At 71.1% G+C, this 26,283-nt stretch carries 31 protein-coding genes and 1 pseudogene; 17 read left to right on the top strand and 15 right to left on the bottom strand.

Going from position 1 to position 26,283, the window contains the following annotated elements; all coding sequences use genetic code 11:
• Positions 1–139: 139 nt before the first annotated feature.
• Both HHX40_RS11375 and HHX40_RS11370 read right to left on the bottom strand, forming a co-directional pair.
• On the bottom strand, positions 140–1,363 hold the full coding sequence (locus HHX40_RS11375; protein ID WP_182880532.1) for a GDSL-type esterase/lipase family protein: 1,224 nt from the start codon (positions 1,361–1,363) through the stop codon (positions 140–142).
• A 438-nt stretch (positions 1,364–1,801) separates the two neighbouring features.
• The gene (locus HHX40_RS11370; protein ID WP_182880531.1) at positions 1,802–2,146 is read right to left on the bottom strand and encodes a hypothetical protein; all 345 of its coding nucleotides are present in this window, start codon (positions 2,144–2,146) and stop codon (positions 1,802–1,804) included.
• 137 nt (positions 2,147–2,283) lie between these two features.
• On the opposite strand from HHX40_RS11370, the gene HHX40_RS11365 reads away from it, so the two are divergent.
• Positions 2,284–2,949, top strand: a complete 666-nt coding sequence (locus tag HHX40_RS11365; protein WP_182880530.1) for a hypothetical protein — start codon at positions 2,284–2,286, stop codon at positions 2,947–2,949.
• Positions 2,950–3,055: 106 nt separating this feature from the next.
• Here HHX40_RS11365 and HHX40_RS11360 read toward each other — a convergent pair whose 3' ends face one another.
• From HHX40_RS11360 to HHX40_RS36525, 4 genes are all read right to left on the bottom strand, one after another.
• The gene (locus tag HHX40_RS11360; protein ID WP_310738083.1) at positions 3,056–3,538 is read right to left on the bottom strand and encodes a GmrSD restriction endonuclease domain-containing protein; all 483 of its coding nucleotides are present in this window, start codon (positions 3,536–3,538) and stop codon (positions 3,056–3,058) included.
• Between the two features lie 213 nt (positions 3,539–3,751).
• Positions 3,752–4,372: an AAA family ATPase gene (locus tag HHX40_RS11355; RefSeq protein WP_310738040.1), complete on the bottom strand. Its 621-nt coding sequence runs from the start codon at positions 4,370–4,372 to the stop codon at positions 3,752–3,754.
• A gap of 108 nt (positions 4,373–4,480) precedes the next feature.
• Entirely contained in the window at positions 4,481–5,122 is a 642-nt protein-coding gene (locus HHX40_RS11350; RefSeq protein WP_182880529.1) for a response regulator, read from the bottom strand.
• Entirely contained in the window at positions 5,110–6,321 is a 1,212-nt protein-coding gene (locus HHX40_RS36525) for a sensor histidine kinase (RefSeq protein ID WP_182880528.1), read from the bottom strand. The genes HHX40_RS11350 and HHX40_RS36525 overlap by 13 nt, the downstream gene beginning before the upstream one ends.
• 160 nt (positions 6,322–6,481) lie before the next feature.
• Between HHX40_RS36525 and HHX40_RS11340 the strand changes: the two genes are divergently transcribed.
• Positions 6,482–7,684: an alpha/beta hydrolase family protein gene (locus HHX40_RS11340; protein WP_182880527.1), complete on the top strand. Its 1,203-nt coding sequence runs from the start codon at positions 6,482–6,484 to the stop codon at positions 7,682–7,684.
• A 6-nt stretch (positions 7,685–7,690) separates the two neighbouring features.
• Here HHX40_RS11340 and HHX40_RS11335 read toward each other — a convergent pair whose 3' ends face one another.
• Positions 7,691–8,086, bottom strand: a complete 396-nt coding sequence (locus tag HHX40_RS11335; protein WP_259403518.1) for a hypothetical protein — start codon at positions 8,084–8,086, stop codon at positions 7,691–7,693.
• Positions 8,087–8,173: 87 nt separating this feature from the next.
• Here HHX40_RS11335 and HHX40_RS11330 point away from each other — a divergent pair, with 87 nt between their 5' ends.
• From HHX40_RS11330 to HHX40_RS11295, 8 genes are all read left to right on the top strand, one after another.
• On the top strand, positions 8,174–8,716 hold the full coding sequence (locus tag HHX40_RS11330) for a hypothetical protein (protein WP_182880526.1): 543 nt from the start codon (positions 8,174–8,176) through the stop codon (positions 8,714–8,716).
• Positions 8,713–9,168 (top strand): hypothetical protein, encoded by a 456-nt coding sequence (locus HHX40_RS11325; protein WP_182880525.1) that lies wholly within the window; start codon positions 8,713–8,715, stop codon positions 9,166–9,168. The genes HHX40_RS11330 and HHX40_RS11325 overlap by 4 nt, the downstream gene beginning before the upstream one ends.
• Before the next feature lie 30 nt (positions 9,169–9,198).
• A complete protein-coding gene (locus tag HHX40_RS11320) occupies positions 9,199–10,086 on the top strand; it encodes a CpaF family protein (RefSeq protein WP_182880524.1) in 888 nt (295 codons plus the stop codon).
• A complete protein-coding gene (locus HHX40_RS11315) occupies positions 10,083–10,937 on the top strand; it encodes a type II secretion system F family protein (protein WP_182880523.1) in 855 nt (284 codons plus the stop codon). Before HHX40_RS11320 ends, HHX40_RS11315 begins: the two co-directional genes overlap by 4 nt.
• Positions 10,934–11,803, top strand: a complete 870-nt coding sequence (locus HHX40_RS11310; protein ID WP_182880522.1) for a type II secretion system F family protein — start codon at positions 10,934–10,936, stop codon at positions 11,801–11,803. Before HHX40_RS11315 ends, HHX40_RS11310 begins: the two co-directional genes overlap by 4 nt.
• A 19-nt stretch (positions 11,804–11,822) precedes the next feature.
• Positions 11,823–12,023, top strand: a complete 201-nt coding sequence (locus tag HHX40_RS11305) for a hypothetical protein (protein WP_182880521.1) — start codon at positions 11,823–11,825, stop codon at positions 12,021–12,023.
• A gap of 169 nt (positions 12,024–12,192) precedes the next feature.
• Positions 12,193–12,435 (top strand): hypothetical protein, encoded by a 243-nt coding sequence (locus HHX40_RS11300; protein WP_182880520.1) that lies wholly within the window; start codon positions 12,193–12,195, stop codon positions 12,433–12,435.
• The gene (locus HHX40_RS11295) at positions 12,432–12,932 is read left to right on the top strand and encodes a TadE family protein (protein WP_182880519.1); all 501 of its coding nucleotides are present in this window, start codon (positions 12,432–12,434) and stop codon (positions 12,930–12,932) included. Before HHX40_RS11300 ends, HHX40_RS11295 begins: the two co-directional genes overlap by 4 nt.
• 4 nt (positions 12,933–12,936) lie before the next feature.
• On the opposite strand, the gene HHX40_RS11290 is transcribed toward HHX40_RS11295, so the two are convergent.
• Positions 12,937–13,218 carry a hypothetical protein gene (locus HHX40_RS11290; RefSeq protein ID WP_220499013.1) on the bottom strand — a complete coding sequence of 94 codons (282 nt, stop codon included), beginning with the start codon at positions 13,216–13,218 and terminating at the stop codon, positions 12,937–12,939.
• A gap of 84 nt (positions 13,219–13,302) precedes the next feature.
• Here HHX40_RS11290 and HHX40_RS11285 point away from each other — a divergent pair, with 84 nt between their 5' ends.
• The 6 genes and pseudogenes from HHX40_RS11285 to HHX40_RS36520 all read left to right on the top strand — a co-directional run bounded on the left by HHX40_RS11285 (position 13,303) and on the right by HHX40_RS36520 (position 15,762).
• Entirely contained in the window at positions 13,303–13,485 is a 183-nt protein-coding gene (locus HHX40_RS11285) for a hypothetical protein (protein ID WP_182880865.1), read from the top strand.
• Positions 13,482–13,904: a pilus assembly protein TadG-related protein gene (locus HHX40_RS11280; RefSeq protein ID WP_182880518.1), complete on the top strand. Its 423-nt coding sequence runs from the start codon at positions 13,482–13,484 to the stop codon at positions 13,902–13,904. The genes HHX40_RS11285 and HHX40_RS11280 overlap by 4 nt, the downstream gene beginning before the upstream one ends.
• A complete protein-coding gene (locus tag HHX40_RS11275; RefSeq protein WP_182880517.1) occupies positions 13,901–14,134 on the top strand; it encodes a hypothetical protein in 234 nt (77 codons plus the stop codon). The genes HHX40_RS11280 and HHX40_RS11275 overlap by 4 nt, the downstream gene beginning before the upstream one ends.
• Complete coding sequence (locus HHX40_RS11270; RefSeq protein WP_182880516.1) at positions 14,089–14,709, top strand: hypothetical protein; 621 nt, start codon at positions 14,089–14,091, stop codon at positions 14,707–14,709. Before HHX40_RS11275 ends, HHX40_RS11270 begins: the two co-directional genes overlap by 46 nt.
• Before the next feature lie 23 nt (positions 14,710–14,732).
• Positions 14,733–15,059 (top strand): annotated as a pseudogene (locus tag HHX40_RS38175) (Ig-like domain-containing protein); the annotation flags it as partial.
• A gap of 61 nt (positions 15,060–15,120) precedes the next feature.
• Positions 15,121–15,762, top strand: coding sequence for a hypothetical protein (locus HHX40_RS36520; RefSeq protein ID WP_182886010.1), 642 nt, complete (start codon positions 15,121–15,123; stop codon positions 15,760–15,762).
• Between the two features lie 296 nt (positions 15,763–16,058).
• On the opposite strand, the gene HHX40_RS11260 is transcribed toward HHX40_RS36520, so the two are convergent.
• From HHX40_RS11260 to HHX40_RS36505, 7 genes are all read right to left on the bottom strand, one after another.
• Positions 16,059–17,075 (bottom strand): integrase, encoded by a 1,017-nt coding sequence (locus HHX40_RS11260; RefSeq protein WP_182880514.1) that lies wholly within the window; start codon positions 17,073–17,075, stop codon positions 16,059–16,061.
• A 105-nt stretch (positions 17,076–17,180) separates the two neighbouring features.
• On the bottom strand, positions 17,181–17,303 hold the full coding sequence (locus HHX40_RS38170; RefSeq protein WP_220499012.1) for a transposase: 123 nt from the start codon (positions 17,301–17,303) through the stop codon (positions 17,181–17,183).
• 312 nt (positions 17,304–17,615) lie between these two features.
• Entirely contained in the window at positions 17,616–17,963 is a 348-nt protein-coding gene (locus tag HHX40_RS11250; protein ID WP_182880513.1) for a hypothetical protein, read from the bottom strand.
• Between the two features lie 303 nt (positions 17,964–18,266).
• Positions 18,267–19,091, bottom strand: coding sequence for a MarR family winged helix-turn-helix transcriptional regulator (locus HHX40_RS11245; RefSeq protein ID WP_182880512.1), 825 nt, complete (start codon positions 19,089–19,091; stop codon positions 18,267–18,269).
• 143 nt (positions 19,092–19,234) lie between these two features.
• On the bottom strand, positions 19,235–19,642 hold the full coding sequence (locus tag HHX40_RS36515; RefSeq protein WP_310738038.1) for an ATP-binding protein: 408 nt from the start codon (positions 19,640–19,642) through the stop codon (positions 19,235–19,237).
• Between the two features lies 1 nt (position 19,643).
• Positions 19,644–20,282, bottom strand: a complete 639-nt coding sequence (locus tag HHX40_RS36510) for a histidine kinase dimerization/phospho-acceptor domain-containing protein (protein ID WP_310738037.1) — start codon at positions 20,280–20,282, stop codon at positions 19,644–19,646.
• Between the two features lie 761 nt (positions 20,283–21,043).
• Positions 21,044–23,131, bottom strand: coding sequence for an NACHT domain-containing protein (locus HHX40_RS36505; RefSeq protein ID WP_182880511.1), 2,088 nt, complete (start codon positions 23,129–23,131; stop codon positions 21,044–21,046).
• Between the two features lie 856 nt (positions 23,132–23,987).
• Here HHX40_RS36505 and ligA point away from each other — a divergent pair.
• Positions 23,988–26,072 carry an NAD-dependent DNA ligase LigA gene (ligA, locus tag HHX40_RS11230; protein WP_182880510.1) on the top strand — a complete coding sequence of 695 codons (2,085 nt, stop codon included), beginning with the start codon at positions 23,988–23,990 and terminating at the stop codon, positions 26,070–26,072.
• Positions 26,073–26,283 lie beyond the last annotated feature (211 nt).

Genomic DNA, 26,283 nt, shown 5'->3' with positions numbered 1-26,283 from the left:
GTTGGGCCCGCTCGAGACCGGTGACGCGACCGCCCCTGGTAAGGCGCACGGTCCCTGGGATGGAGGCGCGTGCAGCGCTGGCCGCCGGGCGAGTTCGATGATGGTGCCGTCGAGGACTATGTGCGGGCTGTGCAATGGATCAGGGCTGACTCCTGGGCATGCCCGCGTTGCAGGGCTGGGTGCCGGGATCACGGTAGAGGGCCAGCAGGCAGAGGCCGAGCGCCTGCTGGCCGAACGCGTTGGGGTGCATGGCCTCCTGCTGGTGTCCCTGGCTGATCTTCGCGCCGGCGGTGCCGTACCGTACCCATTCCATCGTGTCGCCGAGTTCGGCGGCGTCGTCCAGCGGGCCGGCTTGGCTTGTGCCCTGCTCGCACAACGCGTGGCCCTCTACGGCGCTCAGCATGCTCAGGAACTCCGCACCGGTCGCGGTGGCGACCCGTCGCAGCATGGCGTCGATCGCGGGTGCCAGGGTGTCGTGCATCAGGTCGAAGTCGGCGTCCCACAGCGGGCAGCCGCCCACGAGCGTACGCTTGGTGGCCTTGCCGCCGCCGCCCTCGCCGTAGCGCACCCGGGCCGAGGAGGGCACCGGAGAGGGATAGGACTGCAGGATCAGCCGGTATCCGGCGGAACGGGCCGACGCCTGGCTCATCACCTGGCGGATCTTCTGAACCGCCAGGGTCACCTGCTGCTCCACCGCCGGTAGCGCAGCGAGAAACCGATCGCCCTCGCCCGTTGAGGCGCAGGAGCGCCTGTCGCCCGCCATGTACATCGCGGCGCAGCGGCGCAGCATCCCGGACAAGTTCAGGTCGTTGCCGCCGATCGACAGCACGACCACCTTGACCTGCTGGGTGGCGGCAACCTGCGCAAGCAGTTCGGCTTGGGAGGCGGTGTTCTCCTTGAACGCCTCGTTGATGACGTGCCGGGTCTCCGCCCCTGAACAAGCCAGGTTGACCGGGGTGAGCCCGGCCTGGCCCAGCCCGGTGATCTCGGCCACGTCGGAGCGGTGACATCCGGTGCCCTCTCCGTGCACGGCCGTGCCGTCATACACCCGCTGGGGGTCGTAGTAACAGATCAACAGCTTGCGATAAGCGGCCCGGTCGGTTCCGCCGCGGGTGCAGCCCGCAGCGGCGGACACCGTACTGTTGCCCCACCACCGGCCTGCCTCGCCGGAGATGAAGCTGTCCCCCAAGGACACCGCCACCTGCTCGGCTGCCTGGGCCTGGGCGGGTGCGGGAACGGCCGGGGCCGTGGCGGTCAGCGCCAGGATTGCCAGAACCCGACCGGCACGCCCGGCACGGCGCACGTGGCGGCGGCGGGGGACGGCGGGAAGGCTGCGGGGATGCAGCGGGACGGTAGCGCTCACTGCTGTTCCTTTCACGGTGCGTGGGAGACGCCTTTTGAGCCGGCCTACGGGGCGTGGAAGAACGAAAACGTATGCCTGACCTCGGTGTTCGGGGGAACGCGAGTACATCCGTGACCGCACCCTGGGAGGCCACGAGTCCGCGGGCAGCCGCGGCAAGACCACCGGCGGCGCCGCCGTCACCGACGACGCCATGCTCTCCATGGCCCTTCACCTGCGCGAGCAGAACCTCAGCCTGCGTGACATCGCCAGCCGGCTTGTCATCACCAAGGGCAAGAAGAAGGGCCGACACCCGTCTCCGGCCACCGTCTGCGCATGCTCCGCGAGCACGACGCCACCGCGGCGTCGGTCGAGGGCTGACCAGCCTGTCGGTGCGGACCGGAACGGCCACACCAGCCGCTCCGCGGGGGTGGTAATCGCCAGGGCGCCCGAATCCGCGCTTCAGGAGAAGACGACGGAGCGCACCAGCAGGCGCTCTGAAGCGCCTGCGCCGGGGCGCAGGCTGTAGAAGACATCTCCCATGCAGCCGGCCTCGAGGAAGACCGTGGCCGTTGAGTCGGTCAGGTTATTCGGCGCGTAGGCGGCCGACGTGCCGTCAGAGCCGGCCCCTTGGATGTCGATACAACTCCCGCTCTCGGGGTTGTTGAAGAAGCCGACGGCCTCGTACCCGTCGGCGGTCTTGTAGGAGTAACGGAACTGGCCTGTGGCGGCCGATGCGGAGCCGGGAACCGCCAGAACCAGCATGAGGGCGCCGCTGGCGGCGGCCACGGCAGAGCGCAGACGCATGGATCCTCTTCCCGAAACAACGACAACACTGTGTGTAATCATTAGGTCACAATAAGTGTTGGATGTCGAGCGCCTGCCGATCAGGGAGTGCGTCCAAGCGCAAGTGATCTCCAAGAGGCGGAACTCACCCTGCGGACATGAACAGCAGACGCGACGGCTCCGAAGGATCCAGCGACGCCAAGCTCGGCAAACAGACCCGGCGGCAGATCGCGCTGGCTTTGCTGGCCAGCCTGCTGCCGGTCTGCCTGGTCGCGGGCGTGCTCCTGGTGGCCGCAGTGAAGGCGTCCCTGCCGTGTGTGTCGCCGCCCGAGGGCACCTGGCCGCCGCCCGCCGCCCGCACCTACACCTACGTCGATTTGCCGCATACAGCGGCGGAGATGCGCCGTGCCACCCCCAACCCGGGCAAGGAGCCCGTCATTGTCGCGGTCTACAAGACGCCCGGCGGGAAAAGGGTCCAGGTGTGGCCGCTCTACGCAGAACACCCAGATCCGGGCGCCTCGCTCAACGAAAAACTGCGGCGGTCCGGCAGCAGGACGGTCATGACAAGGTTCCGCACCAAAGTCGTCGACGAGTGCCCCGACGGAATCGTGGCGATGCCGACCACCCCGCTCGGCGGAGCGGCCGCCTGCTACCCAACCCGGTTCATAGAGCCGAAGACCTACATCGACAAGCCGGGGGCGGTGTGTATTTTCTTCGACCGGTGGTCCGGGGCGGAATTGGAGGCGCCGGGCATGACCGTGAGCGAGCTGGCCGGGCTGATGTCCCGCCTCCGACCCGCTGTCCAGGTCCCGCGCACCCTGTGACCGCCGCCCCCGCAGGAACCGCCGCCCCTTGAGCAGTTCGTCGCTGCCGGGTAGCAGACGATTGGACACGGCGGGTCGGCAGCGGCACAGGCTGGGAGAGAGCCGATCAGGACGGATCGGCCAGGTCGGGCAGGGGAGTGTTGGGGCATTCCTGTGCGGTGGTGGTCAAGGTGGTCTTCTCCGCGGCGTCGACGGTCAGGTTCCAGTTGATCTTGACGGCGGTCCACTCCGCGATGTACCTGCGCCAGGCACTCTCGGACGGGGGCAGCCACTCGGCCGGGTCCTTGTCGGCCTTGGATCGGTTGGCGCGGGCGGTCACCGCAGCCAGGTGGTACGGCTGGGCGAGGTCGCTGGCGTACGCCTCGCGCTGCGCCGGCGTCCAGGCGTAGGCGCCCGAGTCCCACGCTTCGGCGAGCGGCACAAGGTGGTCGACGTCCAGGCCGGAGGCTTGATCGACGGTGGTGTCGTCGTAGTAGGAGTACCGCTGCCCGCCGGTGAGGGTGCAGCCTGGCCCGACCTGCGGAGGCGTGACGGCCTCGGCGAGGAGGACTTCGGCCCGGGTGCTGCATCCGTCGTGGTCGGCGTCGATCCAGTGCTTGAACGAGCTGCGCTTGTATCCGGTGCGGTCTTCGCCGGCCAGAGGCAGGGAGGAGATCGCGTCCCACGGCAGGGGCCCTGAACCGCGCCGGGTTTTGTGGAGCGGATACGCCAGCTAACGGGCAGGGCAGTCGCGGCCGACGGTGATAGCGACAAGCATGATCACCGCTGGTCGCTCGCACCATCCTCGCGGTGACCACGGCCGTTATGTGGGCGTAGCGTTCTGGGTGAGGGCCTCCGCGATCTGGAGGGCGGCCTGGGCAGGCGTGAGGTGCGTGGTGTCGACGACCTCGGCCTCGGCGTGTAGCCAGGTGTGGGCCGCCTCGGCGTAGGGCCGAAGGTATTGGAGGCGAAACGGGGACGGGATGGCGTGTTGCCCTTCGATACGCCGGCGGAGGGTGTCTTGGTCGGCATGGAGGACGAAGTGCCTTACCGGGATGGCGTAGTGGGCGAGGCCCGCGCTGATCTCGCGCCAATACTGCTCGACCAGGACAGTCATAGGCATTACCAGAGTGCCGCCGGTGTAGTCGAGTACGCGGCGAGCGGTCTCGACTACGAGCGGCCGCCACGGCGGCCAGTGTTGGAAGTTGTCCGTCTCGGGCAGTCCCGGCGTGATGTCCATGAGTGTCTCGCCGACCTTCTCGGCGTCGAACACCCGTGAGTTCGGGATCAGTTGCTGCACGAGGGCGCTGGTCGTTGTCTTGCCGACGCCGTGGGTTCCGTTGAGCCATACGATCACGGACCCGACGCTAGCTACTCGGAGGTCGAACGCGTCCACCGCACCGTCGTCGCAGGCCGTCATGAACACGATCGCCGGCAGCTGCACGAACCGGCAGCGAGCACCGATCCGCCGACAGAGCCGGTCGGCCGACCGCCGACCGCCGGCCGCCGGCCGCCGCGGCGAGCGCGGGGGGTTGGGCAACCGGCCCGGCGGTCAGATGCGCAGGAACCGCAACACGGCGAGGACGCGGCGGTGGTCGGTGTCGGTCGGGGGCAGGTCGAGCTTGCTGAGGATGCTGGTGATGTATTTCTCGACGGCGCTGTGACTGACCTTCAGGGTGTCGACGATGCCGTGGTTGGAGCGGCCCTCCGCCATCAGCCGCAGCACCTCCAGCTCGCGGGGCGTGAGCCGGTCCATCGGGTCCTGGCGGTGGCGGACCAGCAGCTGCGCGACCACCTCGGGGTCCAGGGCGGTGCCACCGGCGGCCACCCGGCGCAGGGCCGCGAGGAAGTCGGACACGTGGGCGACCCGGTCCTTGAGCAGATATCCGACGCCGCTGGTTCGCACCGACAGCAGGTCGGTGGCGTAACGCTCCTCGACGTACTGCGACAGCACGAGGACGGCGACCGCGGGAAACTGGTGCCGGATGGCGAGGGCGGCGCGGATGCCCTCGTCGGTGTGGGTGGGCGGCATCCGCACGTCGATCAGAGCCAGGTCGGGACGGTGCTCGGCGACCGCGCGCAGCAACTGCTCGGCATCCGCCACCGCGTCGACGACGTCGAACCCGCCGTCGGCGAGCAGTTTGGTCAGACCCGCGCGGAGCAGCACCGAGTCCTCGGCGATCACGATCCGCACGGCAGCTCCACGGTGACCGTCGTCGGCCCGCCGGCCGGGCTGTGCAACGCGAACGTCCCGTCGACCGACGCGGCGCGCTGAGCGAGCCCGCGCAGCCCTGTGCCGCCGCCGAGCGTGGCGCCGCCTCGGCCGTCGTCGGTGACGACGACGCGGAGCCGGTCGGCGACGCGATCCACGGTGACCTCGGCACGGCTCGCGTGGGCGTGCCTGGCGATGTTGGTGAGAGCCTCCGAGACGACGAAGTAGGCGACCGCCTCGACGACCGGCGAGCAGCGACCCGGCACGCTGACGGCCACCCGCACCGGGACAGGTGCGCGGGCTGCGATGCCGGACAGCGCCGCGTCAAGGCCACGGTCGTCGAGCACCGCCGGGTGCAGGCCGCGGACGAACTCCCGCAACTCGGCGAGGGCCTGTGTGGCCTCGTCGTGGGCCTCCACGATGGCCTGCCGGGCCGGTGCGGGCAGGTCGGTGAGGTTGGCCCGGGCCATGCCGAGATTCATCGCCAGGGAGACCAGCCGCTGCTGGGCGCCGTCGTGCAGGTCGCGCTCGATCCGGCGGCGCTCGGCGTCGGTGGCTGCGACGACCTCGGCGCGGCTGCGCGACAGCGCCTCCACCCGCTCGGACAGCTCCTCGTTGCGGCTCGGCCCGAGCAGCGCCCGGGCCGCCGCCGTGTCGGCGCGCGCCACGACGCGGGCCACCCACGGTGCGGCGACGAGCGCCGGTGCCGCGAGGACCAGGTAGGCGGGCTCGGCCCAGGCCAGGAGAGTCGCCGACCAGCAGACCGCCACCGCGGCAGCGCCGGACACCCCGATGAACAGGCTGAGCACGTGGTAGCCGAACTGCCGCCACCACCCGTGCGACGGTGTGATCTCGACGTCGAGCAGCGCCCGGAACCGTCGGCGCTGCACCGCGGACAGGCCCCGCACCACCCGTGGCAGCGACAGCGTGGCGGGGACGGTGAGCACGACGAACAGGATGGTCAGCGCGAGGTCGTCGCCGGAGGCGTACAGCAGGCTCCAGATCGCGCTGTAGCCGACGCCGACCGGCAACCCGCACGTCAGCGCGAAGGCGGCCACGCCGAGCGGCAGCCCGGCCAGCGCGTGGAGGGTGGCACGCCAGGTGCGCGCCGGCCAGAGGGCACTCAGCACCGTGGGGAGCGCACCGCCGCGCCGGGGTACAGCCTTTTCCACCGAGGTCACGGGATCAACCTAGACCGGCCCGCCGGCGCGGGCCATGGTGCCACCCCACCCGCGGGGGTACGGGTAACCCCACCCCGAACCGGCTGCCCGCCCCACCGACAGCGCGCCCGGATCCCGGCAGGGTGATCCACGTTCACCCCGTCTCCTGAGGAGTCGCACCATGCCCGGACCCGCCCCGGCCCTCACCCGCCGGTCGCTGCTGTCGGCCGCTGTCCTGACCGCCGGCCTCGGCGTCATCACACGCGCGCCGGCCGCCGCCCGGCCACGATCGGCCGCCAAGGGGTACACGCTGCCCATGCAGACCGGTCCCGAGCAGCTCGGCACCATCGCGCTCCACCTCGTCGACCGCACCCGTACCGATCCCTGGGTACCCGGCCTGCCGGTTCGCGAAATCATGATCCAGATCTGGTACCCGGCCGGGCACATCCACGGCCACCCGGCGGCGCCGTGGCTGTCGCCGGGCGCGGTGCCCCACTTTTCCAAGGTGTTCGGCCTGCCCGCCGAGAGAGTCCGTGCGACGGCCACGCACGGCCGGGCCGGCGCACCGGTGCACGGCGGCCGTCCGGTCGTGCTCTACTCGCCCGGTCTGGGCGGCGACCGCGGCACCAGCACCGTCCTCGCCGAGGAGCTGGTGAGCCACGGCTACATCGTCGTCACCATCGACCACACCCACGACGCCAGCGAGGTCGAGTTCCCGGACGGGCGGGTCGAGGTGGCGGCCATCCCGCCCGACATCGACGAGCAGATCATCGCCCGGGCCGTCGCGGTTCGTGAGGCCGACACCCGGTTCGTCCTCGACCAGCTGGCCGTCGTCAACGCCGGTGGCAACCCCGATGCGGGGAACCGCCGGCTTCCCATCGGACTGCGGGGCGCATTCGACCTGAACCGGATCGGCATGTTCGGCCACTCACTCGGTGGCAGCACCGCCGCCGCCACGATGCACCACGACCGGCGGATCAAGGCCGGGGTCAACCTGGACGGCACATTCGTCGGCGCGGGCGCCGTCGCGGGCTCCGACCGGCCGTTCCTGCTGCTGAGCAGCGACCACGGCACCGACCCGGAGGACCCGACCTGGGACGCGTTCTGGAGGAGCCAGCGGGGCTGGAAACGTGAGCTGAGCCTGACCGGCTCGGTCCACGGCTCGTTCAACGACGGCCAGGTGTTGTACCCGCAGGCCGCCCCGGAGATCGGCCTCACCCCCGAGCAGCTCGCCGGACTGGTCGGCACGCTCCGCCCGCAGCGTTCCGTCACCATCCAGCGCGACCACCTCCGGGCCTTCTTCGACCAGCACCTGCGGGGCCGGCGCAGCCGGCTGATGTGCGGCGCGGACCCGCGCTATCCCGAGATCCGTTTCGTCCGGTAACGCCGGTCAGCCGAGCGGGGCGTTCATCGCACGTTCGAGCAACGCGTCCCGGGAGCCGGCGCCGTCGCCTGCCGCCCATGCCCGCATGGCGGCGTTCAGGCAGGCCACGGCGGAGGCGACGAGGGCCCGGGGCGCGGGGTCCCGATCGGCGGGCAGGTTACCCGGCAGGCGGGCGGCGACCAGCGGGACGAGCAATTCCTCCCAGGCCTGCTGCTTTCCCCGGTGGCGGGCCGCCATGGTCGGGTTGGCCTCGATCATCCGCAGGAACGCCAGGGAGTGCTCGGGCGCGTCGGCGTTGATCCGGGTGAGCACGTCGAACGCCCGGCGCAGCGACCGCCACGGGTGCTCGTCCGCGGGGCGTTCGGCGAAGGCCCCGGCGAGCGCCGGCCCGAGGTCCTCCAGCCAGGTCAGCAGTCGTCGTCAGCACCTGGGCGATCTGCGGCCAGGACCCCTTGATCTGCAGAGCCTGGGCGGGACGTCATCGCCGACGTGGGCGCGCTCGGCGTGGAAAGCGTGCCGTACGGGATCCTGGCCGCGGCCGACGCCGTGGTGCTCGTGCTGCGGCCCACGGTGCGGTTCGTGTCGATGGCCGGGCCGCGGATCGACGCGCTCAGCCGGGGCGCGCTGGCCGGAACCCACCGCTTCCTGCTCTTTGTCGGTGAGGGACCCTACCCGCCCAGGGAGGTCAGCCGGGCGCTCGGCGGCACCCCCGTCCTGGGGACGGTGCCGCTGCTGCCGAAGGCCGCGCGGGTCCTGTCCGACGGGGCGCCGGTGGGCATGAGGTGGACCAGCCGGCTGCAGATGACTTCCCTGCTGCGGGCCGTGGGGAGCCTTACGGCCGACCTGCTGGGCAGGCTCCCCGCCGCGCCCCTGCCCGGACCGGCCGCCCCCGCCGCGGCCGCGGGCGAGGTCTCGCCGCCGCCGTCCTTCGGCGCCCGCCCCGGCCTGCGCCCAGAGCCGGGCTCTGAGCTCGGGCCCGGCTTTGCCGCCGGCCTTGGGGCGGGCGCCGACGCGGGCGGAGGACGGCCGTGAGTGAGCATCCGCTGTGGCTGATCGAGGACGACTCCGGCCCCGTCGCCCCGCCGTACGGGGCGCCAGACACGCCGCCGGTTCCCGTCTTTCCCGCCCCGGCCGACAGCCGGCTAGACGACGTAGCGTTCCGCACAGCGGTCGGCGACATCAGCGGACGGGTGGCCGACGCGCTGGAAGGCGCGGCCACCCGGCAAGAGGCTGGCCGGCTCATCCATGCCGCGACCGCCGCCTGGGCCCGCGAGCAGCTCGCCGAGGGCGTCGTCGTCTCCCCGGGGACGCACGCCCGCCTGGTGCGGGCCGTGGAGGACGAACGCTACGGCCTCGGCGCGCTGCAACCGCTGATCGCCGACCCGTCGGTGCAGAACATCGACGTCAACGGATGCCGCGAGGTCTGGGTCACCTACGCCGACGGGCGCAAGGTGCGCGGGCCGGCGGTCGCCGGCAGCGACTAGGAACTCGTCCAGCGGATCCGGATGTGGGGCGTGCACGGCGGTCAGACCGCCCGGGAGTTCTCCACCGTCACCGCGATGCTGAACGCCGCGCTGAAGGAGCGGGTGCGGCTGTCGGCGGTCATGGCGGTCACGCCGCGCCCGCACGTGTCGATCCGCTGTCACCGGCACGTCGACGTCGCGCTCGCCGACCTGGTGGAGCTCGGCACCCTGGAGGCAGGGCTCGCCGCGTTCCTCGCCTCGGCCGTGCGGGCACGCAAGGACGTCCTGGTCACCGGAGGGGTGAACGCCGGCAAGACCACCATGCTGCGGGCCCTGGCCGCCGAGATCGACCCCGACGAGCGGATCGCCACGCTGGAAAGCGAGTACGAGCTCTACCTCGACCCGCTGCCGCACCGGCACCGCGACGTGGTCGCGATCGAGTCGCGGCAGGCCAACAGCGAGGGCCACGGCGAGATCACCCTGGACGCGGAGATCCGGCACTCGCTGCGCCTGAACCCGGTGCGGATTATCGTGGGGGAGGTCCGCGCCGACGAGGCGTGGTCGATGCTGCAGGCGATGAACTCGGGCCAGGAAGGCTCGCTGTGCACCATCCACGCCAACTCCGCCGAGGAGGTCTTCCCCCGCCTGCTCATGCTGTGCCGCTCCGGCGGGCTCGCGCTGGACTCCGAAGATGTCTATGCGCTGGTCGGCATGGCCGTGGACTTCGTCGTCCACCTGCGGCGCGACGTGCGGACCAATCGGCGGTACGTCAGCGAGGTGCTGGAGGTGCTGCCGCCCGCCGACACCGCGATGCCGGCGCGCAACCACATCTACCGGCCCGGCCCCGACGGCCGCGCCGTCCCGGCGACCTCGCCCCAATGCCTCGACGACCTGGTCGCCGCCGGGTTCGACCCCGCCGCGCTATGGAGGGCGTCATGACCGGCGCCCTGCTCGCGCCGCTGGCCGGCGGGCTCATCGCAGCCGGGCTCGCCTGCCTCGTGCCGGCCGTGCGGGGGAAGGCGCCGGCGCCGCCCCGCCCCGGCGGGCGGGTGGCCACGCTGGCGCGCGCGGCCGCGGACCCGGCGCTGCGATGTCAGGCCGGTGCGGCGGTGCTGCTCGGCCCCGCGGTGCTGCTGCTGACCGGCTGGCCCGTCGCCGGCATCGCCGCCGCCGGCGCGTGCCTCGCCGTGCCCCGCCTGGCTGCAGGGCGCGGTGCTCGCTCACGCATCGCCCGCCTGGAAGGGCTGGAGCAGTGGACCCGGCGGCTTGCCGACCTGCTCAGCGCCGCCTCCGGCCTGGAGGACGCCCTCACTCGCAGCGTCGAGCACCCGCCCGAGGCGATCGCCGCCGAAGTTCGCGACCTCGGCCGAAAACTCGCCATGCGCGCCGACACCGAGCAGGCGCTGCGCGCCTTCGCCGACGCGCTCGACGACCCCGTGGCCGACCTGATCGCCGCCGCGCTGATCCGGGCCGCGTCCCGGCGCGGCGCCGGCGTGCGGAACGTCCTGACCAACCTCGCGACCATGGTCGCGGCCAACGTCGCCGCCCGGCGGGAGGTCGAAGCCGAACGCGCCCGCCACCGCGCCACCGTCCGCTGGATCATGGTCTTCCTCCTCGGCTACAGCGGCTTCGCCGCCCTCAACCGGGACTACGTGGCCCCGTTCGGCACCACCGCCGGGCAGGCCGCCCTCGCGGTCGTCGCCGCCTGCTACGCCGCCGGCCTGTGGTGGCTTCACCGGCTCGGCACCGCCCGCCCACCCGGCCGCTTTCTCACCGGGGGCGGGCGATGAACCTGTTCCTCGCCGCCGGCGCCCTGGCCGGGTTCGGGCTGTTCCTGCTGGTGCGTGAGCTGCGGCCGGCGCCGCCCCGGCTCGAGGAGGCCGTCGCCCGTCTGCGCGCCGGCTACGTCCCGCCCGACACCTCCGGCGACCTGACCCAGCGGATCGGCCGCCTCATGGCCACCCATCTGGGGTCGCTGCCGAGCCCGCACCGCGACCTGGCGCTGCTCGGCCGGCCCGTCGAGCGTTTCCTCGCCGCCAAGCTCGGCCTGGCCGTGCCCGGCCTGCTGCTGCCCGCCGCGCTGTCGGCGCTGCTGGCGACACGCGGCGGCGACCCCGGCATCGCGCTGCCCGCCGGGGCGTCCCTGCTCGCCGGGGTCGTGCTGTTCTTCACCCCCGACCTGGCCGTGCGGTCCGAGGCCGCCCGCAGGCGGGCCGACTTCCGGCACGCCGTCACCGGCTACCTCGACCTGGTGGCCCTGGAACGCAGCGCCGGCGCCGGACCCGCCGACGCCCTGGAAAAGGCCGCCTCGGTCAGCGACGGCTGGGCCTTCGCCCGCATCGCCGCCGTCCTGCAGCAGGCCCGCCGCCACCAGCGCCCCGCCTGGGAGGGCCTGGCCCGGCTCGGGGAACAGGTCGGCGTCACCGAACTCACCGACCTGGCCGACATCGCCGCGCTCGCCGGGCAGGAAGGCGCCCGCGTCCTGGACACCCTCATCAGCAAGGCCGCCTCCATGCGCGGCCAGGCCCTGGCCGCCGCCAAGGCCGAGGCCAACGGCCGCACCACCGCCATGGTCATCCCCGTCGCGCTGCTCGGCGCGGCCTTCCTGCTGATGCTGACCTTCCCCCAGATCTACCGGCTGGCCATCGCCGGCTGATTTCCCGATGAGGAGACCGATGCGCCCCGTGAAGCTCCCACCCCTGCCGATCGACCGCCTGCTCGTGCGGGCACGGCTCGCCCTGCCGCGCCTGCGCGAGGAACGCGGCAGCAGCACCCTGGAATGGGTCGTCATCACCACATTGATCATCGCGGTTGCCATCGCCGCTGCGGCGGGGATGAAGGACAAGGTCACCGAATGGCTCGCGAAGATCCCGTGACCGCACCCGCCGCCGGCCACCCGCCACGCCGGGCGGCCCGGGAGCGGGGCGCGGCCACCCTGGAGACGGCCGTCCTGTTCCCGCTGCTGCTCCTGGTCGTGGCCGCCGCCGTCCAGGCCTGTTCGTCTACCAGGCCCGCTCCACCGCCCAGGCGGCCGCCCAAGAAGGCGTGCGGGCGGCCCGCGCCCACGGCGCGAGCCGCTCCGCCGGAGCAGCCGCCGCGGTGCGCTTCGCCACCCGCGTCGGCGGCGCCTTCCTCACCCACCCCGCCGCCCGGACCGGCGGCGACGCCGCCACCGTCGAAGTCGTCGTCACCGGCCGGGTGCCGTCGTTCCTGCCCGCAGGCGACTGGACCGTCGCCGAGGCGGCCCGCGCACCGGTCGAACGCTTCGTCCCCGCGAGCCGCCCATGAGACGACGTACGCGGCTCGACGGCGAACGGGGGAGTGCCACGCTGGAACTGGTGGTCCTCGCCCCCACGCTGCTCGCGCTCATCTCCCTGGCCGTCTTGACCGGGCGCATCGCCACCGCCTACGCCGCGGTCGAATCAGCCGCCCGCGACGCCGCCCGGCAGGCCTCCATCGCCCGCGACCCCGCCCAAGCGAGGCACGCCGCAACCACCAGCGCGACCGCCACGCTCCGCGACGAGCACCTGCGCTGCGGCCCGTCCATCGCGCTGGACACCTCCGGCTTCTCCCGCCAAGTCGGCGCCCCCGCGCAGGTCACCGCCCGCGTGACCTGCACGCTCCGGCTCGGCGACCTACTGCCGGGACTGCCCGGCCACACAACGGTGCGCGCGTCTTTCGTCTCGCCCATCGACCCCTACCGGGGACGAACCCTCGGGCTCGCGACCTCCGCAACCTCCTCGACCGTGCGCCGGAGCGCCGGGGCGGGAACTCGCCATGGGTGAGGCATCAGGGTGGCGCACCGGGATAAGAGCGGACCCGGACGTCGGCAGGCCGGCCACCGCCTCCGAGAAAGGCGCGGGCCCAAAGCCAGGCGCTCTCGAACTCGGCCGAGGTCAGAGGCTGCGGCTCGTAGCCGTCCCACTCCCGCAAGGGGATCCCGGCGGTCGCCCCAAAGGCCGCCTCATACTGCCGCAGACGCCCAGCGATCTCGGCCTCCTGCCATTCCGGCCACGACGTCGCGGTGAGGGGCGTGTCGTCCGGGCCGCGCAGTTCGATCTGCCGGACCACCCAGCCGTCGTCGCCGACCTCGACGTAGAACCAGGTGTCCTCCTCATCCCAATAGGCCCGAAACCAGCGCGTCGTGACCCCAGATTGCCGGACACGACCGACGCGGCAGGCGTCCGTTGCGACGAGGCGGAGACGATCGTCGGCTATAGCGCGCCGGGCCCCGGCGTGGACGCCGACGCCGACCCGGCGACCCTGCTCTCGCCCACCAGCGCCGCCGCTGACCAGACGGTTCCCGACGGCCGCATTGCGCTGGCGGCGGTGGCATGACCCGGGCACGCGACCGCGGGTCGGTCACCCTGTTCACCGCCACGGCTATCTTCCCGCTGATGCTGCTGCTCGCCGCCTTCCTATGGGACGGCACCGCCAAGCTCCGCGCCGGGCGAGAGGCCTACAACGTGGCCGAGGAAGCCGCCCGCGCCGGCGCCGGACAAGTCGACCGGCGCGCCGCCTACACCGACGGCCGCTACATCGTCGACCAAGCCGCCGCCCTGCGCGCCGCCCGCGCCTACCTCACCGCCACCCGCCACACCGGCAGCGCCACACCAGTAGGCGCCCAGTCCATCCAGGTCCGCGTACGGGTCGCCAAACCCACCCTGTTCCTGGCCCTGATCGGCATCGACGACATCACCGTGACCGGGACGGCCACCGCCCGCCTCGTCCCCGGCGTGGAAGGAGAACTGCGATGACGAGGTTCCGCCTCCTGGACGGGCTGCGCGCGCTGCTGGCCGCCGCCGTCCTCGCCGCGCTCATCGCCGGCGTTCCCCTGGCGCTGTATGCGCTGGCCGGATCCCCCCTGCCGCCCACCTGCCCGACCTGGGCGAACTCGCCCACACGCTCACCCACCGCGACGACGGCACCCTCTTCCTCACCGTGGTCAAGGACCTCAGCTGGGCGGCATGGGCCGGCTTCGTGGTGAGCACCCTCGTCGAACTCACCTCCCGGATCGGCGGCCGCGCCGCCCCGCACCTGCCCGGCCTCGGCGCCGCCCAATGGCTTGCCACCCAGCTCATCTCCTCGATCGCGCTCGCCGCCGGGTCACCGGCCGCGTTCGTCATGGCCGCGGTCCCGCCCGCCGCCGTGGTCGCCACCGCCCCCGCCGCACTGGCCGACACCACCCCGGCCGCCGTGGCGGGTACCACCCGCGAGGCCATCCGGCTCACCGGCACAGTTCCGCCGCTGGCCACCACGAGCCCGGCCGCCGCGCACGCTCCCGCCGGGGGCGCCCCCACCGCAACCGGCCACGTCCCATCCCGCCCTGGCGGCGCTACCGTACGACCGAGTACGAGATGTGCTACGACGGCACGTCATGCGAGAAGCGCCCTCACCAGCCCCTTCTCTTCGTCGACTTTGAACCTGCCGAACCGCAATACGAGGTCGTTGGTTACTCGTTTGAGGGTCCAGATCCCACGGAACTACCTACCTATGAAGAAGCCCTCGCTCGGCAGGCTACGGACGGTTCTCGTTATGATGGACAGGAACCAGACCCGATAACGCCTGACCAGTTTCGGGAGGGCATGGAGGCCAAGCAGGATGATGCCACCGTTGCGATTGCCGATGAGTTACCGCAAAGCCCTCCAGACCCTGACACCACACCTCCGGCTGTTATAGGGACTGCGCCCACAGCGAACGCAACAGATGTTCCACTCGGCACCGCGGTAGAAGCATCCTTTAACGAATCGGTTAGCGATGCTCAGCTTGTTCTGAAGGATTCGGACGGAAACCCTGTACCCGGTACGGTGACAGCGGACAATACGACCATAGTCGTCACTCCGACTGCACCCCTAATGCAGGCAAGCTCCTACACGGCCGAGGTCAGTGGTGCAGTAGATGCCTTTGGCAACGCGATGACAGGGACGTTAGTGGATCCCCCGGCACCCTCATGCTTTGGAAGGGAAGAATCTTATGCGTCTGGACGTCGAGTTCGTCGACCAGGTATGCCTAACCTATGTCGACAACGCAAACATATCTGCTGTGCTTGGCCTCTTCAGCGCCCAACCTCTGATCGAAAGTACGTATGCGCCGCTATCGGATGGTCTGACTGTCGGCGACTGGTCGGAAGACCCTCGGCTCGCCACGATCAACGAGTGGGGAGATGGTGTCCTCGTCGCCGAATCAAACAGCGGCAGTGCAGGTGCGCAGCCGCATATCCTCACCAGAATCGCCAAAGCTGGATACTTGACATTAACAGTATGTTGGCACGGCCGGGGCATACATTACGGCTGGGGTGATCGGCGTAATCTGATCGCTCACGTGCAACAAGGTCGGTTAGCAGTGGCTTTCGATCCCGTGATAGATCAGGAGGAGCGCGTCGGATGGGCCACCGACAGCCTGGATCCATATCTCGCCGACCTATCCTTTGACGGTGACTGGCGAGAGTCTGGGGTGCGCCTGCTGGAGCGGTTAGCACATGCTGAACTTACTCACGAGATTGTTTGGGGCGTCGGCAATGACCCCGCTCAATACTACCTAATTATGCAACCATCGGCGGACCTACAGGAAGACGAATGGTTGCGGTTCCTTAGTCCCTCTTCCTTCAGTGCTTAAAGCCTCGGGGTAGCCGTTAGTGATCGATTGCTCGAGTGGCATGTAGCGTGCGTGCTGTATACGCACGGAAGGGTTGGCTACCCAGCCCATCGCATTACTTCACAGAAGACTAGTTCCCGGAATTGTTCAGCGGCGGCCATAGGCCAACCGGCCGCATCAGGTTGTCGCCGGATGTCGGTGTGCATGAACGAACCTGGGCAGGTCAGCGACATCTCGAGTCAACTAGTCGTGCTGAGGGAGGTGAAGAGCGTGGACCGGATCGTCGCGGCCGGTCACTCGACACGACGCCGCCCCGGTCATAGGCCCACGCGCAGTATCGGGTTGTTCTTCCACTTGTCTCGGTGGCGGATGTACTGCATGACCACGGGGGACTTTTCCGACCAGCGGCCGTGCTGGCAGATTCCGGACATGGTCGCGCCGGCGTCGGCGGCGTCTGTGGCTCCGCCGGCGCGCAGGCCGTGAGCGGAGTAGCGGTCGGCGTGCGGGAGGGCGGCGGCTCGGGCGGCATTTTTGACGACTAGGTTGATCGCCTCGGGGGTCATGCGGATGCCATCCCCGCGCCCGGCCCGCCGGACGGGCACGCCGTCGTCGCCGATCGCGCCCGCGATGCGGCCGTTCTTGTCGATGGCGCGGAACACCGGCCCGCTGGTGATGCCGTGCTCGGCGAGGATCTCCAGCCACGCCGACTCGACCCGCACCGGGCAGGTTCCCGGATGGGAGCCATACGGCAGCGGCACGCTGACGCCGCGGGCGTCGCGGTCGGTCTTCGACATCGGAATGAAGAGCTCCAGGCCTTCCCGCAGGAAGGTCAGGTCCTCGATGTTCAGGTGGTGCAGCTCGATCCGGCGCGTCATCGCCGCGTACCCGACAGTCAGGATGGCCCGATTGCGCTGTCCCGTAGGACCATCCTCCGGCTGGGCCTCGATCATCGCCCGCAGGATCTCGATGGTGATGGGCAGCGAGCGCCGCGGCCGGAATCCGGCCTTCGCCCGCAGCTTGCGGTAAGAACGCAAGGCCTCCCGGATCGGCCGGGTGTTCGGCCGTTCGGCGCCGGTGTCGGTGTGAATGGACAGGATCGCCGAGACGGCCCGGTCGACCGTGGCCGGAGCCCGGCCCAAAGTGGTCAGGTAGACGATGTAGTTGACGACCGTCGCCGTGGTGGCCGGCAGCGGAGACGCTCCATTGGCGGCACACCAGTCGGAGAACCTGGCCCAGTCGCCGGCGTAGGCCCGGTGCGTGTTCTCCGCGCGAGCCTGCCGCAGCAGTTCCGCTGCCTCGTCGCTGAGGACCTCCTCCACAACGGCGAGGTCCAACGGACGCGGGACGATACGTCCCTCGATCGCCGGGTCTGGGTCCACATCGCCGCGCATGTCCGCAACTACCTCAAGATCCTCGAAACTGATTTCCGATAAGATACATTATCGGAATTCAAAGTTCGTCGAATCAAGAAAGTCATAGACCGTCTTGTACGGCGGGAAGTTATGCGGCGGGTACTCCCAGGCGATCCCGGTCCGGTACACATACAAGATCGCGTTGCTCACAAGCTACCGACAGGGAGACCGCGCTCGAGTCTGCGAACACCCCGATCTCGTCAGCCCCAGACGGGACCTAGATATTCAGTGGGGTGCAAATCACATAAGACCATATCGCCCTCGGCCGTGAAACCTGCTGGCACCGGTGAAACGCCGTGACACGGCAATGCTGCGGTTAGTTGCGCTCGGGTGCATTGCCTCGTACGTGCGCACGAATCGCGCGCATGGCAGCGCGCTCGGGCGGGTCTTCGCCCCTGGTCCCGCGGGGGTCTCGCCCCCCGAACCGGGTGCGGGATCGCCTGGCGGGGCCGGCGGCGGTCGTCAGCGCCTTCCCGGCGACGGAGGGAGAAGGGCGACCTGGTAGCGGTCGCGGTAGGCCACACGGGAGTCGGGGGCGTTCTTGACGCGGATCACCCGTACGGTGTGACCCGCCTCGCGCAGCTCGGCCCAGTGGGCCCGGCCGTACACGCGCCAACCCTCCTCGGTGTACCAGAACCGGACCCGGCGGTTGTTCAGCGGCGGCAGGCGCAGCCCGTCCAGCGAGGAGCACGGACCGCCCGACGCCCACGCCCCGCGCAGCCGCGTGCCCGAGGGCCGCTCGCCGTCGTCGCGGGGGATGTCCGCGTCCGCCAAGCTCGTGATCGTGTCCGCCAGGATCCGGTAGAGCATGCCGGCACCTCCCGCCCCAAGGATGGGCCGGATCGCCGGCGGTGACCAGGGTGCGGAGCCTCAGGCGGAGTACGGGTATTCGCGGTGGGCCTGGCGCACGCGGTCATGGGTGTTGCCGTCTGCCCCCTCTGCCAGCCCGCAGCCGGCCGGTCTTCTTCTTGCCGGACAGCCAGGCGTCGGCGGCCTCGCGCCGCTTGGTGGCGGCGCCTTCGGTTACGCCAGGCGGGTGATCCCGCGCAACGACCTGCTCATCTCGGTGGCCGGGCTGGGGTCGTGGCCGTCACAGCAGCTTGATGCGCCCGCTCAGTTGTCGAAGGCCCATACCGCGGTGGCGATCGGCTCGAGCCCTGCGGCCAGTTCGTCGAGCTCGTCCGCACTGAGCACGTCGTACGCCGGGGCTGCCAGCTCGTCGGTGAGGGCCTCGATCCGCTGCCTGGTCTCCCGGCCGGCGTCGGTGAACCCGCCGGCGGCGTCCACGAGGCCGCGGCCGCGCAGCCCGTCGACCACGGCGGTCAGCCGTGCCTTGGGCAGGTGGTGGATCCGGCCGAACTCCTCCGCCCTCATTCCGAGGGAAACAGCCATGAGGACGTGGGCCTCGGTGCCGCCGATGCCGTGGGCGAGAAGGGCGGCGTTGTGGCCGTCCCCGCGGTGCTCCCGCAGCAGCGTCGCCGCGTGCCAGAGCCTGGCCACCGGCTCCTCGGGCACGTCGAGCGCCCGCAGCCCGGCGTACAGTGGTCGGCCCTCGGTCGGCGCGCTGACCGCTGCTCTGGCGGCGAGGTCGGCGGCCCGCACCAGACTGGGCGAGTCGGCGAGCTCTCCGATCATTTGCCGCAGGGCGGCGGTGCTGCCCCGTTCACGCACGGTGATTGCCTCCTGCGGGGTGATCTTTCCCCACACCCAGGGGATGTGGCGTGCCACCTCGCCCTCGGCGAAGTTGTAGAAGACCGCGTGTACCACCGCAGCCGGTGCCGGCCCCAGCGGTGCGGCCCGGCCCGCGAAGTATCCGTCCCAGTAGTTGCGCATGCCCAGGGCCAGGAACGCCTCGTTCGCCACCTCGGAGAAGGTGGAGGTGGCGATCGGCTCGACGAGCTCGAACATGCGGTGGATCTTGGCCTGTGGGTGCTGCATCGGTCGGCATCTCCTTTGGTCGTGACAGCTGATCGTGACAGCGCCCTCGTGGACGACCGTTCACCCTGGCTACGAACGACGCGGCCCAGATACGACAACTCCGGCGAGTGTTTTCCTAGCCGGGAGGAACTGCTGCGGACGGTCTACCCAAGGTGTGTCGAGGAGACCCTCGCGTCGATGACCGGGGCCATCGAGAAGACCCTGCCGACGCTGGACGACCGGATCGCGGCCGGCATGGGGGAGCACATCCGCTTCGTCACCGCGGACACACGGCGGGCTCGGATCAGGCATTTGGAGGTGCGCCGAGCGGGGAACGTCCTCAGCGAACTCCGGGGCAGGCGCAGGACGAACGCTGCGCCCCGGTCAGGCTCGCTGCGCACCGCCGCGGACCCGCCGTGTGCCTTGGCGAGCTGCCGCACGATGGCCAGCCCCAGTCCGCTGCCGCCGGTCTGGCGGTTGCGCGATTTCTCGGCCCGCCAGAACCGGTCGAAGACGTACGGCAGGTGCTCGGGCGCGATGCCCGGCCCGGTGTCGGCCACCTCGATCAGCACGTCACCGTCGCCGTCGGCGTACGCGCGCAGGCTCGCCCGCCCGCCCGCCGGTCGGCGTGTGGCGGAGCGCGTTGGTGAGCAGGTTGCCGACCGCCTGCCGCAGCCGTACCGGATCGGCGTCCATGTAGGGGCGGCCGGTCACCTCGACGGTCAGCACCGGCCCGGCGGCCGCGGCGCGGTAGACGGTCGCGATCTGCTCGAGCAGGCCGGCCACGTCGACTGGCTCGGGGTGCAGCCGCAGCTTGCCTGCGTCGGCTAGCGCGAGCTGCTGCAGGTCGTCGACGATGTGTTGCAGCACCATGGCCTCCTCGACCAGCGAGGCGGTGAGCGCCGGGTCCAGCTTGGCCACGCCGTCCTGGGTGGCCTCCAGCCAGCCGCGGATGTTGCTCAGCGGTGTGCGCAGCTCGTGCGAGACGTCGCTGACCATCGCCTTGCGCTGCTGCTCCATGCGGTCCAGGTGCTCGGACATCTCGTTGAACGCGGCGCCCAGCTCGCCGACCTCGCCCTTGGCGCGGACCATGACCCGCGCCGACCCGTCGCCCGCCCGCATCCGCCGGGCCGCAGCGGTCACCGCCCGCATCGGCCGCGTCAGCCGGGTGGCGACGAGCACGCTGACCCCAACCGCCAGGACGAGGATCACCGCGGTGACTCCCGCGATGTCGTAGGGGCAGCGTACGGTCCTCCGGCGAGCCGATGTAGATCAGCGCGGCCGGTGCGACGTGCGGCCTCAACTGGGCGCGACGCGCGGTGGCCAGGCACTCGGCGGCCGATGCCGCGGCTGACGGCTTGCCGGTCTCGTCCAGCCACACCTCGACCCGGCTTCCGTGGCACTTGCGGACCAGGGCGGCGAGCTGGATGAGCGCGCGCTTCTCGGTGGTGGTCGGCCGGGCGCGTTCGGGGAGCACGACGGCGAACCGGGCTGTGACGCCGCGGACGGCACGCTGACGGGCGGACCCGGGTGTTCGGTGTCCGGTGCCGAGGTGGCAGGACCGCCCTCGCGGCGGAGGTAGGGACGGCCGCCGGGCCCGATGGCGACGGTGGCGCGCCAGCCCTCGTGGCGCAGGCACGCCGCCTGCGCGTCGACCTCCTCGCGCAGTCGTGCCCGTTCGGGCCCCGGCAGAAGGAACGGCCCGACCGCGCGCGTCGATCCGGTCGGTGGCCGCCCCGGGCACCAGCGAGACGTCGACGGCGAGCGGTCGACCACGGCCGAGGCGCGCGCAGGCAGCGCCGGCCTGCCGGTCGCCGAGTCCGCGATCAGGGCGCCGGATCTCGCCGGACGTGCTGCGCGCCGCCAGCCACGCGGTCACCACGATCGAGCACACCGCGATCAGCACCGAGCTGGCGACTGAAGCACCCGGCCCCTGGAGTGTTCGAGCGTGTTGGCGGGTGGTCGTTGGTTGCTCAGGGGCGTGGGGGTTCGGCGGTCGTTGGGTCGAGGCGGGCGAAGTGATCCCGGATGAGGGAATGGGGGAAGCGGTAGGAGGCTGAGTCCTTGAGGAGGAGGCCGCGGCGGGTGGCCTCGTCCAGGAGGCGGCGGAGCCGCCAGGGTAGAACGTGGGAGAGGGCGAGGACCGTGAAGTCGCGGCGGCCTGAGCTCTCGCCCTGCAGGCCGATGGCAATCATGTGCATGTAGTAGGTCACACCGGCCGTGGCCACCAGCAGGATCAGCTCGGGCGGGCCTGCTGAGGCGCCGAGGTGCCCGGTGAGGCCGAGGGTCAGGCCGGCAATCGCGAGGGTTAAGAGGGCGGGGATCCACGGGGCAGGGTGCACGAGGTCGGTGTCGCCGCGGGTGGCGTGGAGGCGGGTGCCGAAGGGCAGGGCGATCACGCAGAGCGGCTGGATCATGGCTCCGAGGACGATGGCGGTGACGCCCGCGCCGTGCGGCGGTGACGCCCACCACAGGAGTAGCGCGTAGACTGCCGCGACGGACCAGATCGCGCCCAGGAGAAACGGGACGTCGCCCTCGCTGGTCCCTGCCAGGAGGATCCAGGCGGTCGCCCCTGCGAGGATGGTGGCGGCGACGGCGAGGTAGACCCCATCCGGCAGGGAGTCCAGGGATCGGGAGATGACGAGCACGGCACCGCACAGCGCCGCTACGAGCAGCAGTGCGAGCAGGTGCGCCGCCCACCAGCGCAGCCGGACGGCGAGGGGCGGGCGCGGGGCTCTGGGGACGCTCGAGCTGCGGCTGCTGAGCGACAGCGACATGATGACGCCGCCGATAGCCAGGCCCGAGATCCCCAACCGGATGCCGAGCACCGTCGCAAACAGCACGCCGACGGCTCCGCCGATCCACGGTTGGACGGTGTTCTGGCAGTAGAAGCGGTCGACCGAGCCGAACAGGTGGCTCCAGCCCTGGCCCACGTCCACTCGGACCCGCAGCGGGGTGCGCCGCAACGGGAGCACACCCGCCTGGTTTGAGACGGCGGCGACGGCAGCGAGCACCCGGACGGTCGTCGTGTCGTCGTGGCGGGCGGGGCCGCCGCGTAAAGGACGCGCCAGCATCCGGGCGACATAGTGGTCGAAAAGACTCGTACGGCGCTGGGTCGTCGTCCCGACGAGCGCGCGGCCCCGGGTCTGGAAGGCGAGCGTCATGAGGTTGAGCCAGAGCGGGGCGGTCATCAACTCACGGAGCGTCGGGTCGTCGGTGACGGCAACGCGTAAAGCGGCGGAGGCGGGGTCTGCGAGGTAGCGATCGATCTGGTCGTCGGTGAGCGGGCGGATCTCGACGGCGCCGCGTAGGTGGAGGAGCGGGAGGGCGGCGTAGTCCTTGGTGCGGCAGGTGACGGCCGTCCGCAGACGGGGGTAGAGCTTTTGGAGGGCGTTGAGGCGGGCGACGCAGGCCGCGCGCCGGGCGGTGGGCAACTCGTCGAGGCCGTCGAACAGCAGTACGAGGCGGTCGTCTTCGAGGCAGGCGCGACCCAGGTCGCGGCCGAAGTGATAGTCGACCTCGATCCGCTCGGTGATCCAGCGGGTGAAGACGATGTCGGCGTCACGGGCGGGCTCCGGCCAAGAGTTCAGCTCGATGATCACCGGGACAGGGCCATCGCCGTCGAGTAGGGCTGAGGCGAGGTCGAGCAGGAGCGTCGACTTGCCCGCGCCGGGTTCGCCGAGGATCAGCAGCGACTCATCAGCCAGCGCGAACGCCTCCACGATGGTCGCTCCCGGTGCGAGGTCCCAGCCGTCCGGGTCGCCCGCGTAAGCCGCGAGCGGCGCAACGACGGCAGTGCCGCGCCTGTCGAGCTCCAGCTCGGCCCGGCCCATCACCCCCAGCGACTGCCCCAGCCGCCGATTGACATAGGCCCTCACCCCAGCGACCAGCCGGTCGCGATCGCCTGGGCGTGACGCGATCCGGCGCGCCGCCAGCCGCACGGGCACGTTGACCGCCGCCGAAACGGCCACCGTCCCGAACACTGCGATCGCCACCCAAGCCAGCCAGGGCCGGCCGGCGAGGAAACCCGGGACGTCCGCGGTCGCGTAGTTGGTCGCCACAGGTAGCAGGATGATCACACAGACAGCCGAGACGATACCCGTGATGGTGCGCCTCACCCGTGACCTCCCTTCCGGTGACGGTTATCCGTCTCCGGCACGCTCTCGGAGCATTCTTGGTGCATGGACGCTGGTCATCCGGAAGCATGTGACACAAACTTGCATTATCCGTCACATGGACTGCCATCGGGCAGCGTTCGCCCAGCTCGGCATCCGTCGCGGCCGCAGCCACCTGGGGCCGGCACCTGTCCGCGCTGGTCTCCTTCACCACCTGGGCCCAGCGCCAGGACCTGCCGGCCACCAACCCGGCCCGGCGGCTGGAGCGGCGCAAGAGCGCCCGGCGCGGTGACCGCGCCCTCCCTGCCGCGCGGCTGAACAAGCTGTTCACCGACCCCGCGCACGCCCTGCGCGAACGGGTGCTGTGGCGGCTCCTGTACGACACGGCCGCCCGCGCCGAGGAAATCAACGTCGAGGACCTCGCTGGTCTTCTCGGCGCACGCAGCAGCGGCTGCAGCCGCGCCCACTGCGCATCGGTCAGGTCAAACCGCCTCGTCACCGCTAAGGTGGCCAACGAGGTCTCCGGTGTCCAGGTTCTTCTTGGTCGATGAACCCTCTACCGGAGCCCTCACTGCTTGTCCGGGCACGGCACGTCGCCAGATAGCGGACTTCGAAACAGGTCCTAACAGCTTCCTCGTCATATCAGTTTGGGCGAGATATCAGCACGTCGTGCAGAGCGGCTTCGTCGGCCTCCAAGGCGGCGAATACGGGGAAGCCGTAGCAGGCGTCGCGTGGACGGGTCGTGGGATGCGAGGCGGCGGCGTCTGACGTTCTTGTCGGACCCTTTCGGCACGATGGCCGCATGACTGAAGCACCCCCGATCGACGCGATCCCCGACGAGACCGCCTATGCCGAGGCGGTCCAGCTGGCGGCCGACGCGGCCGCGGCCTACTACGGTGACGGCACCTCCCCGCTGGACGACGACGCCTACGACCGGCTCGTACGGGGCATCGCCGCCTATGAGAAGGCCCACCCCGGCCAGGTGCTGGAGGACTCGCCGACGGGCAAGGTCGCCGGAGTCGTGGGCGATGTCCCGCACACCGTGCCCATGCTCAGCCTGGACAACGTGTTCGGGCCCGAGGAGCTGGCCGGCTGGGCCGCCTCTCTGGAGCGCCGGCTCGGCCGTCCGGTGACCGCGTGGTCGGTGGAGCCGAAGTTGGACGGGCTGGCGGTCGCCGCCCGCTACCGTCACGGCCGCCTCGTCCAGTTGGTCACCCGCGGCGACGGGAGCGCGGGCGAGGACGTCTCACACGCGATCGGCACGATCGTCGGCCTCCCCGGGCGGCTCGCCGACCCGGTCACCGTGGAGCTGCGTGGCGAGGTGATGATGACCGCCCGGCAGTTCGAGGAGGCGTGTGCGAAACGGCAGGCGCATGACGGGACCACGTTCGCGAACCCGCGCAGCGCCGCCGCGGGCACGCTGAGGGCGCAGGACCGGCCGTACGTGTGCGAGCTGACGTTCTTCGGGTACGGCGCGCTGCCGCTGCCCGACGACACCTCCGGGCTCGCCACGCGGCTCCGGGAGCGGCCGCACAGCCAGGTGATGGACTGGGTCGCCGGGCAGGGTGTGCAGACCACGGCCGGCACTGCGGTCGCCGGGATCGTCGCGACGACTGTGGAGCAGGTGCAGCGGCGGGTCGAGGAGATCGCGGCCGCGCGGCCGGAGCTGCCGTTCGGGATCGACGGCATCGTGATCAAGGCGGATGACGCGGCGGATCAGGCGCAGGCCGGATTCGGCTCCCGGGCACCGCGGTGGGCGATCGCCTACAAGCTGCCCGCCGTGCAGAAGATCACGAAGCTGCTCACGGTGGAGTGGAACACCGGCCGGACCGGGGTGATCGCCCCGCGGGCGGTTCTGGAGGCGGTGGAGCTGGACGGCTCCGTCGTGACGTACGCCACGCTGCACAATCCCTCCGACATCACGCGCCGCGGGCTGATGCTGGGGGACAGCGTCGTCGTCTACAAGGCCGGCGACGTGATCCCGAGGGTGGAGTCACCGGTGGTGCACCTGCGCACCGGCGACGAGCGGCCCATCGTGTTCCCGGAGGTGTGCCCGACCTGCGACGGTGAGATCGACACCTCCCAGGAGCGGTGGAGGTGCGTGCGAGGCCGGAACTGCCGCGCGATCGCCTCGATCCGGTACGCGGTCGGCCGCGACCAGCTGGACGTGGAAGGGCTGGCCGACAACCGCGTCCAGCAGATGCTGGACGCCGGGCTGATCGCCGACTTCGGCGACCTGTTCTTCCTCACCCGCGAGCAGCTGCTGGGCCTGGAGCGGATGGGGGAGGTGTCCACCAACAACCTCCTGGCCGCCATCGGCAGGGCCAGGACCAGACCGCTGAGCCGGGTGTTCTGCGCGCTCGGCGTCCGGGGGACGGGGCGCTCCATGAGCCGCCGCATTGCCCGGCACTTCGGCACGATGGAGGCCGTCCGTGCGGCCGACGCCGAGGGGTTCCAGAAGGTGGACGGCATCGGCCCGGAGAAGGCGCCCGTGATCGTCGCCGACCTGGCCGAGCTGTCCGACCTCATCGACAAGCTCGTCCGGGCCGGGGTGAACATGGTGGAGCCCGATGCGGCGGCGCCCGCCGGTGACGAGGGCACGACCACCCCGACGTCGGGTGAGGACGAACCGGGTGCTCTGCCGCTGACCGGGATGACGGTCGTGGTCACGGGCGCGATGAGCGGGCAGCTGGCGGCACTGTCCCGCAACCAGATGAACGAGCTCATCGAGCGGGCCGGAGGCCGGGCGTCCTCCAGCGTCTCGGCGAAGACCTCGCTGGTCGTCGCAGGAGACAACGCGGGGTCCAAGCGGGCGAAGGCCGAGTCCCTCGGTGTGCGGATCGCTTCCCCCGAGGAGTTCGCCGAGACGGTCGCGCACCTGTTGTAGGCGACCCTGCTCGTCCGCCGGCGCCCCGGGGCTCGGGCTGGGACACCGTACGGTTGTCGCATGTCGGCGCCGCCGTACCACTGACCGGATCCGTCGCTCGCGGCCCGGAAACATCACATCCACAGATAGTTGATCTTCGGCACGCCTTGGACTGGCAGGTGATCACGTAGCGCCATCACGGGACAGAACCCGTGCACTGGACAGACCTGGG

Source organism: Microbispora sp. H10949 (assembly GCF_014161435.1).
Classification (GTDB): Bacteria; Actinomycetota; Actinomycetes; order Streptosporangiales; family Streptosporangiaceae; genus Microbispora; species Microbispora triticiradicis.
Note: the sequence above shows the minus strand (reverse complement) of the source record. Positions and strands in the feature narration are given on the sequence as shown.

Bases quoted from the DNA above. Each gene is read 5' to 3' on its own strand.
- HHX40_RS11340 (WP_182880527.1), top strand. From the start codon at position 6,482: ATGCCCGGACCCGCCCCGGCCCTCACCCGCCGGTCGCTGCTGTCGGCC.
- HHX40_RS11275 (WP_182880517.1), top strand. From the start codon at position 13,901: ATGACGAGGTTCCGCCTCCTGGACGGGCTGCGCGCGCTGCTGGCCGCC.
- HHX40_RS11315 (WP_182880523.1), top strand. From the start codon at position 10,083: ATGACCGGCGCCCTGCTCGCGCCGCTGGCCGGCGGGCTCATCGCAGCC.
- HHX40_RS36520 (WP_182886010.1), top strand. From the start codon at position 15,121: ATGCGTCTGGACGTCGAGTTCGTCGACCAGGTATGCCTAACCTATGTC.
- HHX40_RS11365 (WP_182880530.1), top strand. From the start codon at position 2,284: ATGAACAGCAGACGCGACGGCTCCGAAGGATCCAGCGACGCCAAGCTC.
- HHX40_RS11310 (WP_182880522.1), top strand. From the start codon at position 10,934: ATGAACCTGTTCCTCGCCGCCGGCGCCCTGGCCGGGTTCGGGCTGTTC.
- HHX40_RS11305 (WP_182880521.1), top strand. From the start codon at position 11,823: ATGCGCCCCGTGAAGCTCCCACCCCTGCCGATCGACCGCCTGCTCGTG.
- HHX40_RS11295 (WP_182880519.1), top strand. From the start codon at position 12,432: ATGAGACGACGTACGCGGCTCGACGGCGAACGGGGGAGTGCCACGCTG.
- HHX40_RS11250 (WP_182880513.1), bottom strand. From the start codon at position 17,963: ATGCTCTACCGGATCCTGGCGGACACGATCACGAGCTTGGCGGACGCG.
- HHX40_RS11370 (WP_182880531.1), bottom strand. From the start codon at position 2,146: ATGCGTCTGCGCTCTGCCGTGGCCGCCGCCAGCGGCGCCCTCATGCTG.
- ligA (WP_182880510.1), top strand. From the start codon at position 23,988: ATGACTGAAGCACCCCCGATCGACGCGATCCCCGACGAGACCGCCTAT.
- HHX40_RS11280 (WP_182880518.1), top strand. From the start codon at position 13,482: ATGACCCGGGCACGCGACCGCGGGTCGGTCACCCTGTTCACCGCCACG.
- HHX40_RS11245 (WP_182880512.1), bottom strand. From the start codon at position 19,091: ATGCAGCACCCACAGGCCAAGATCCACCGCATGTTCGAGCTCGTCGAG.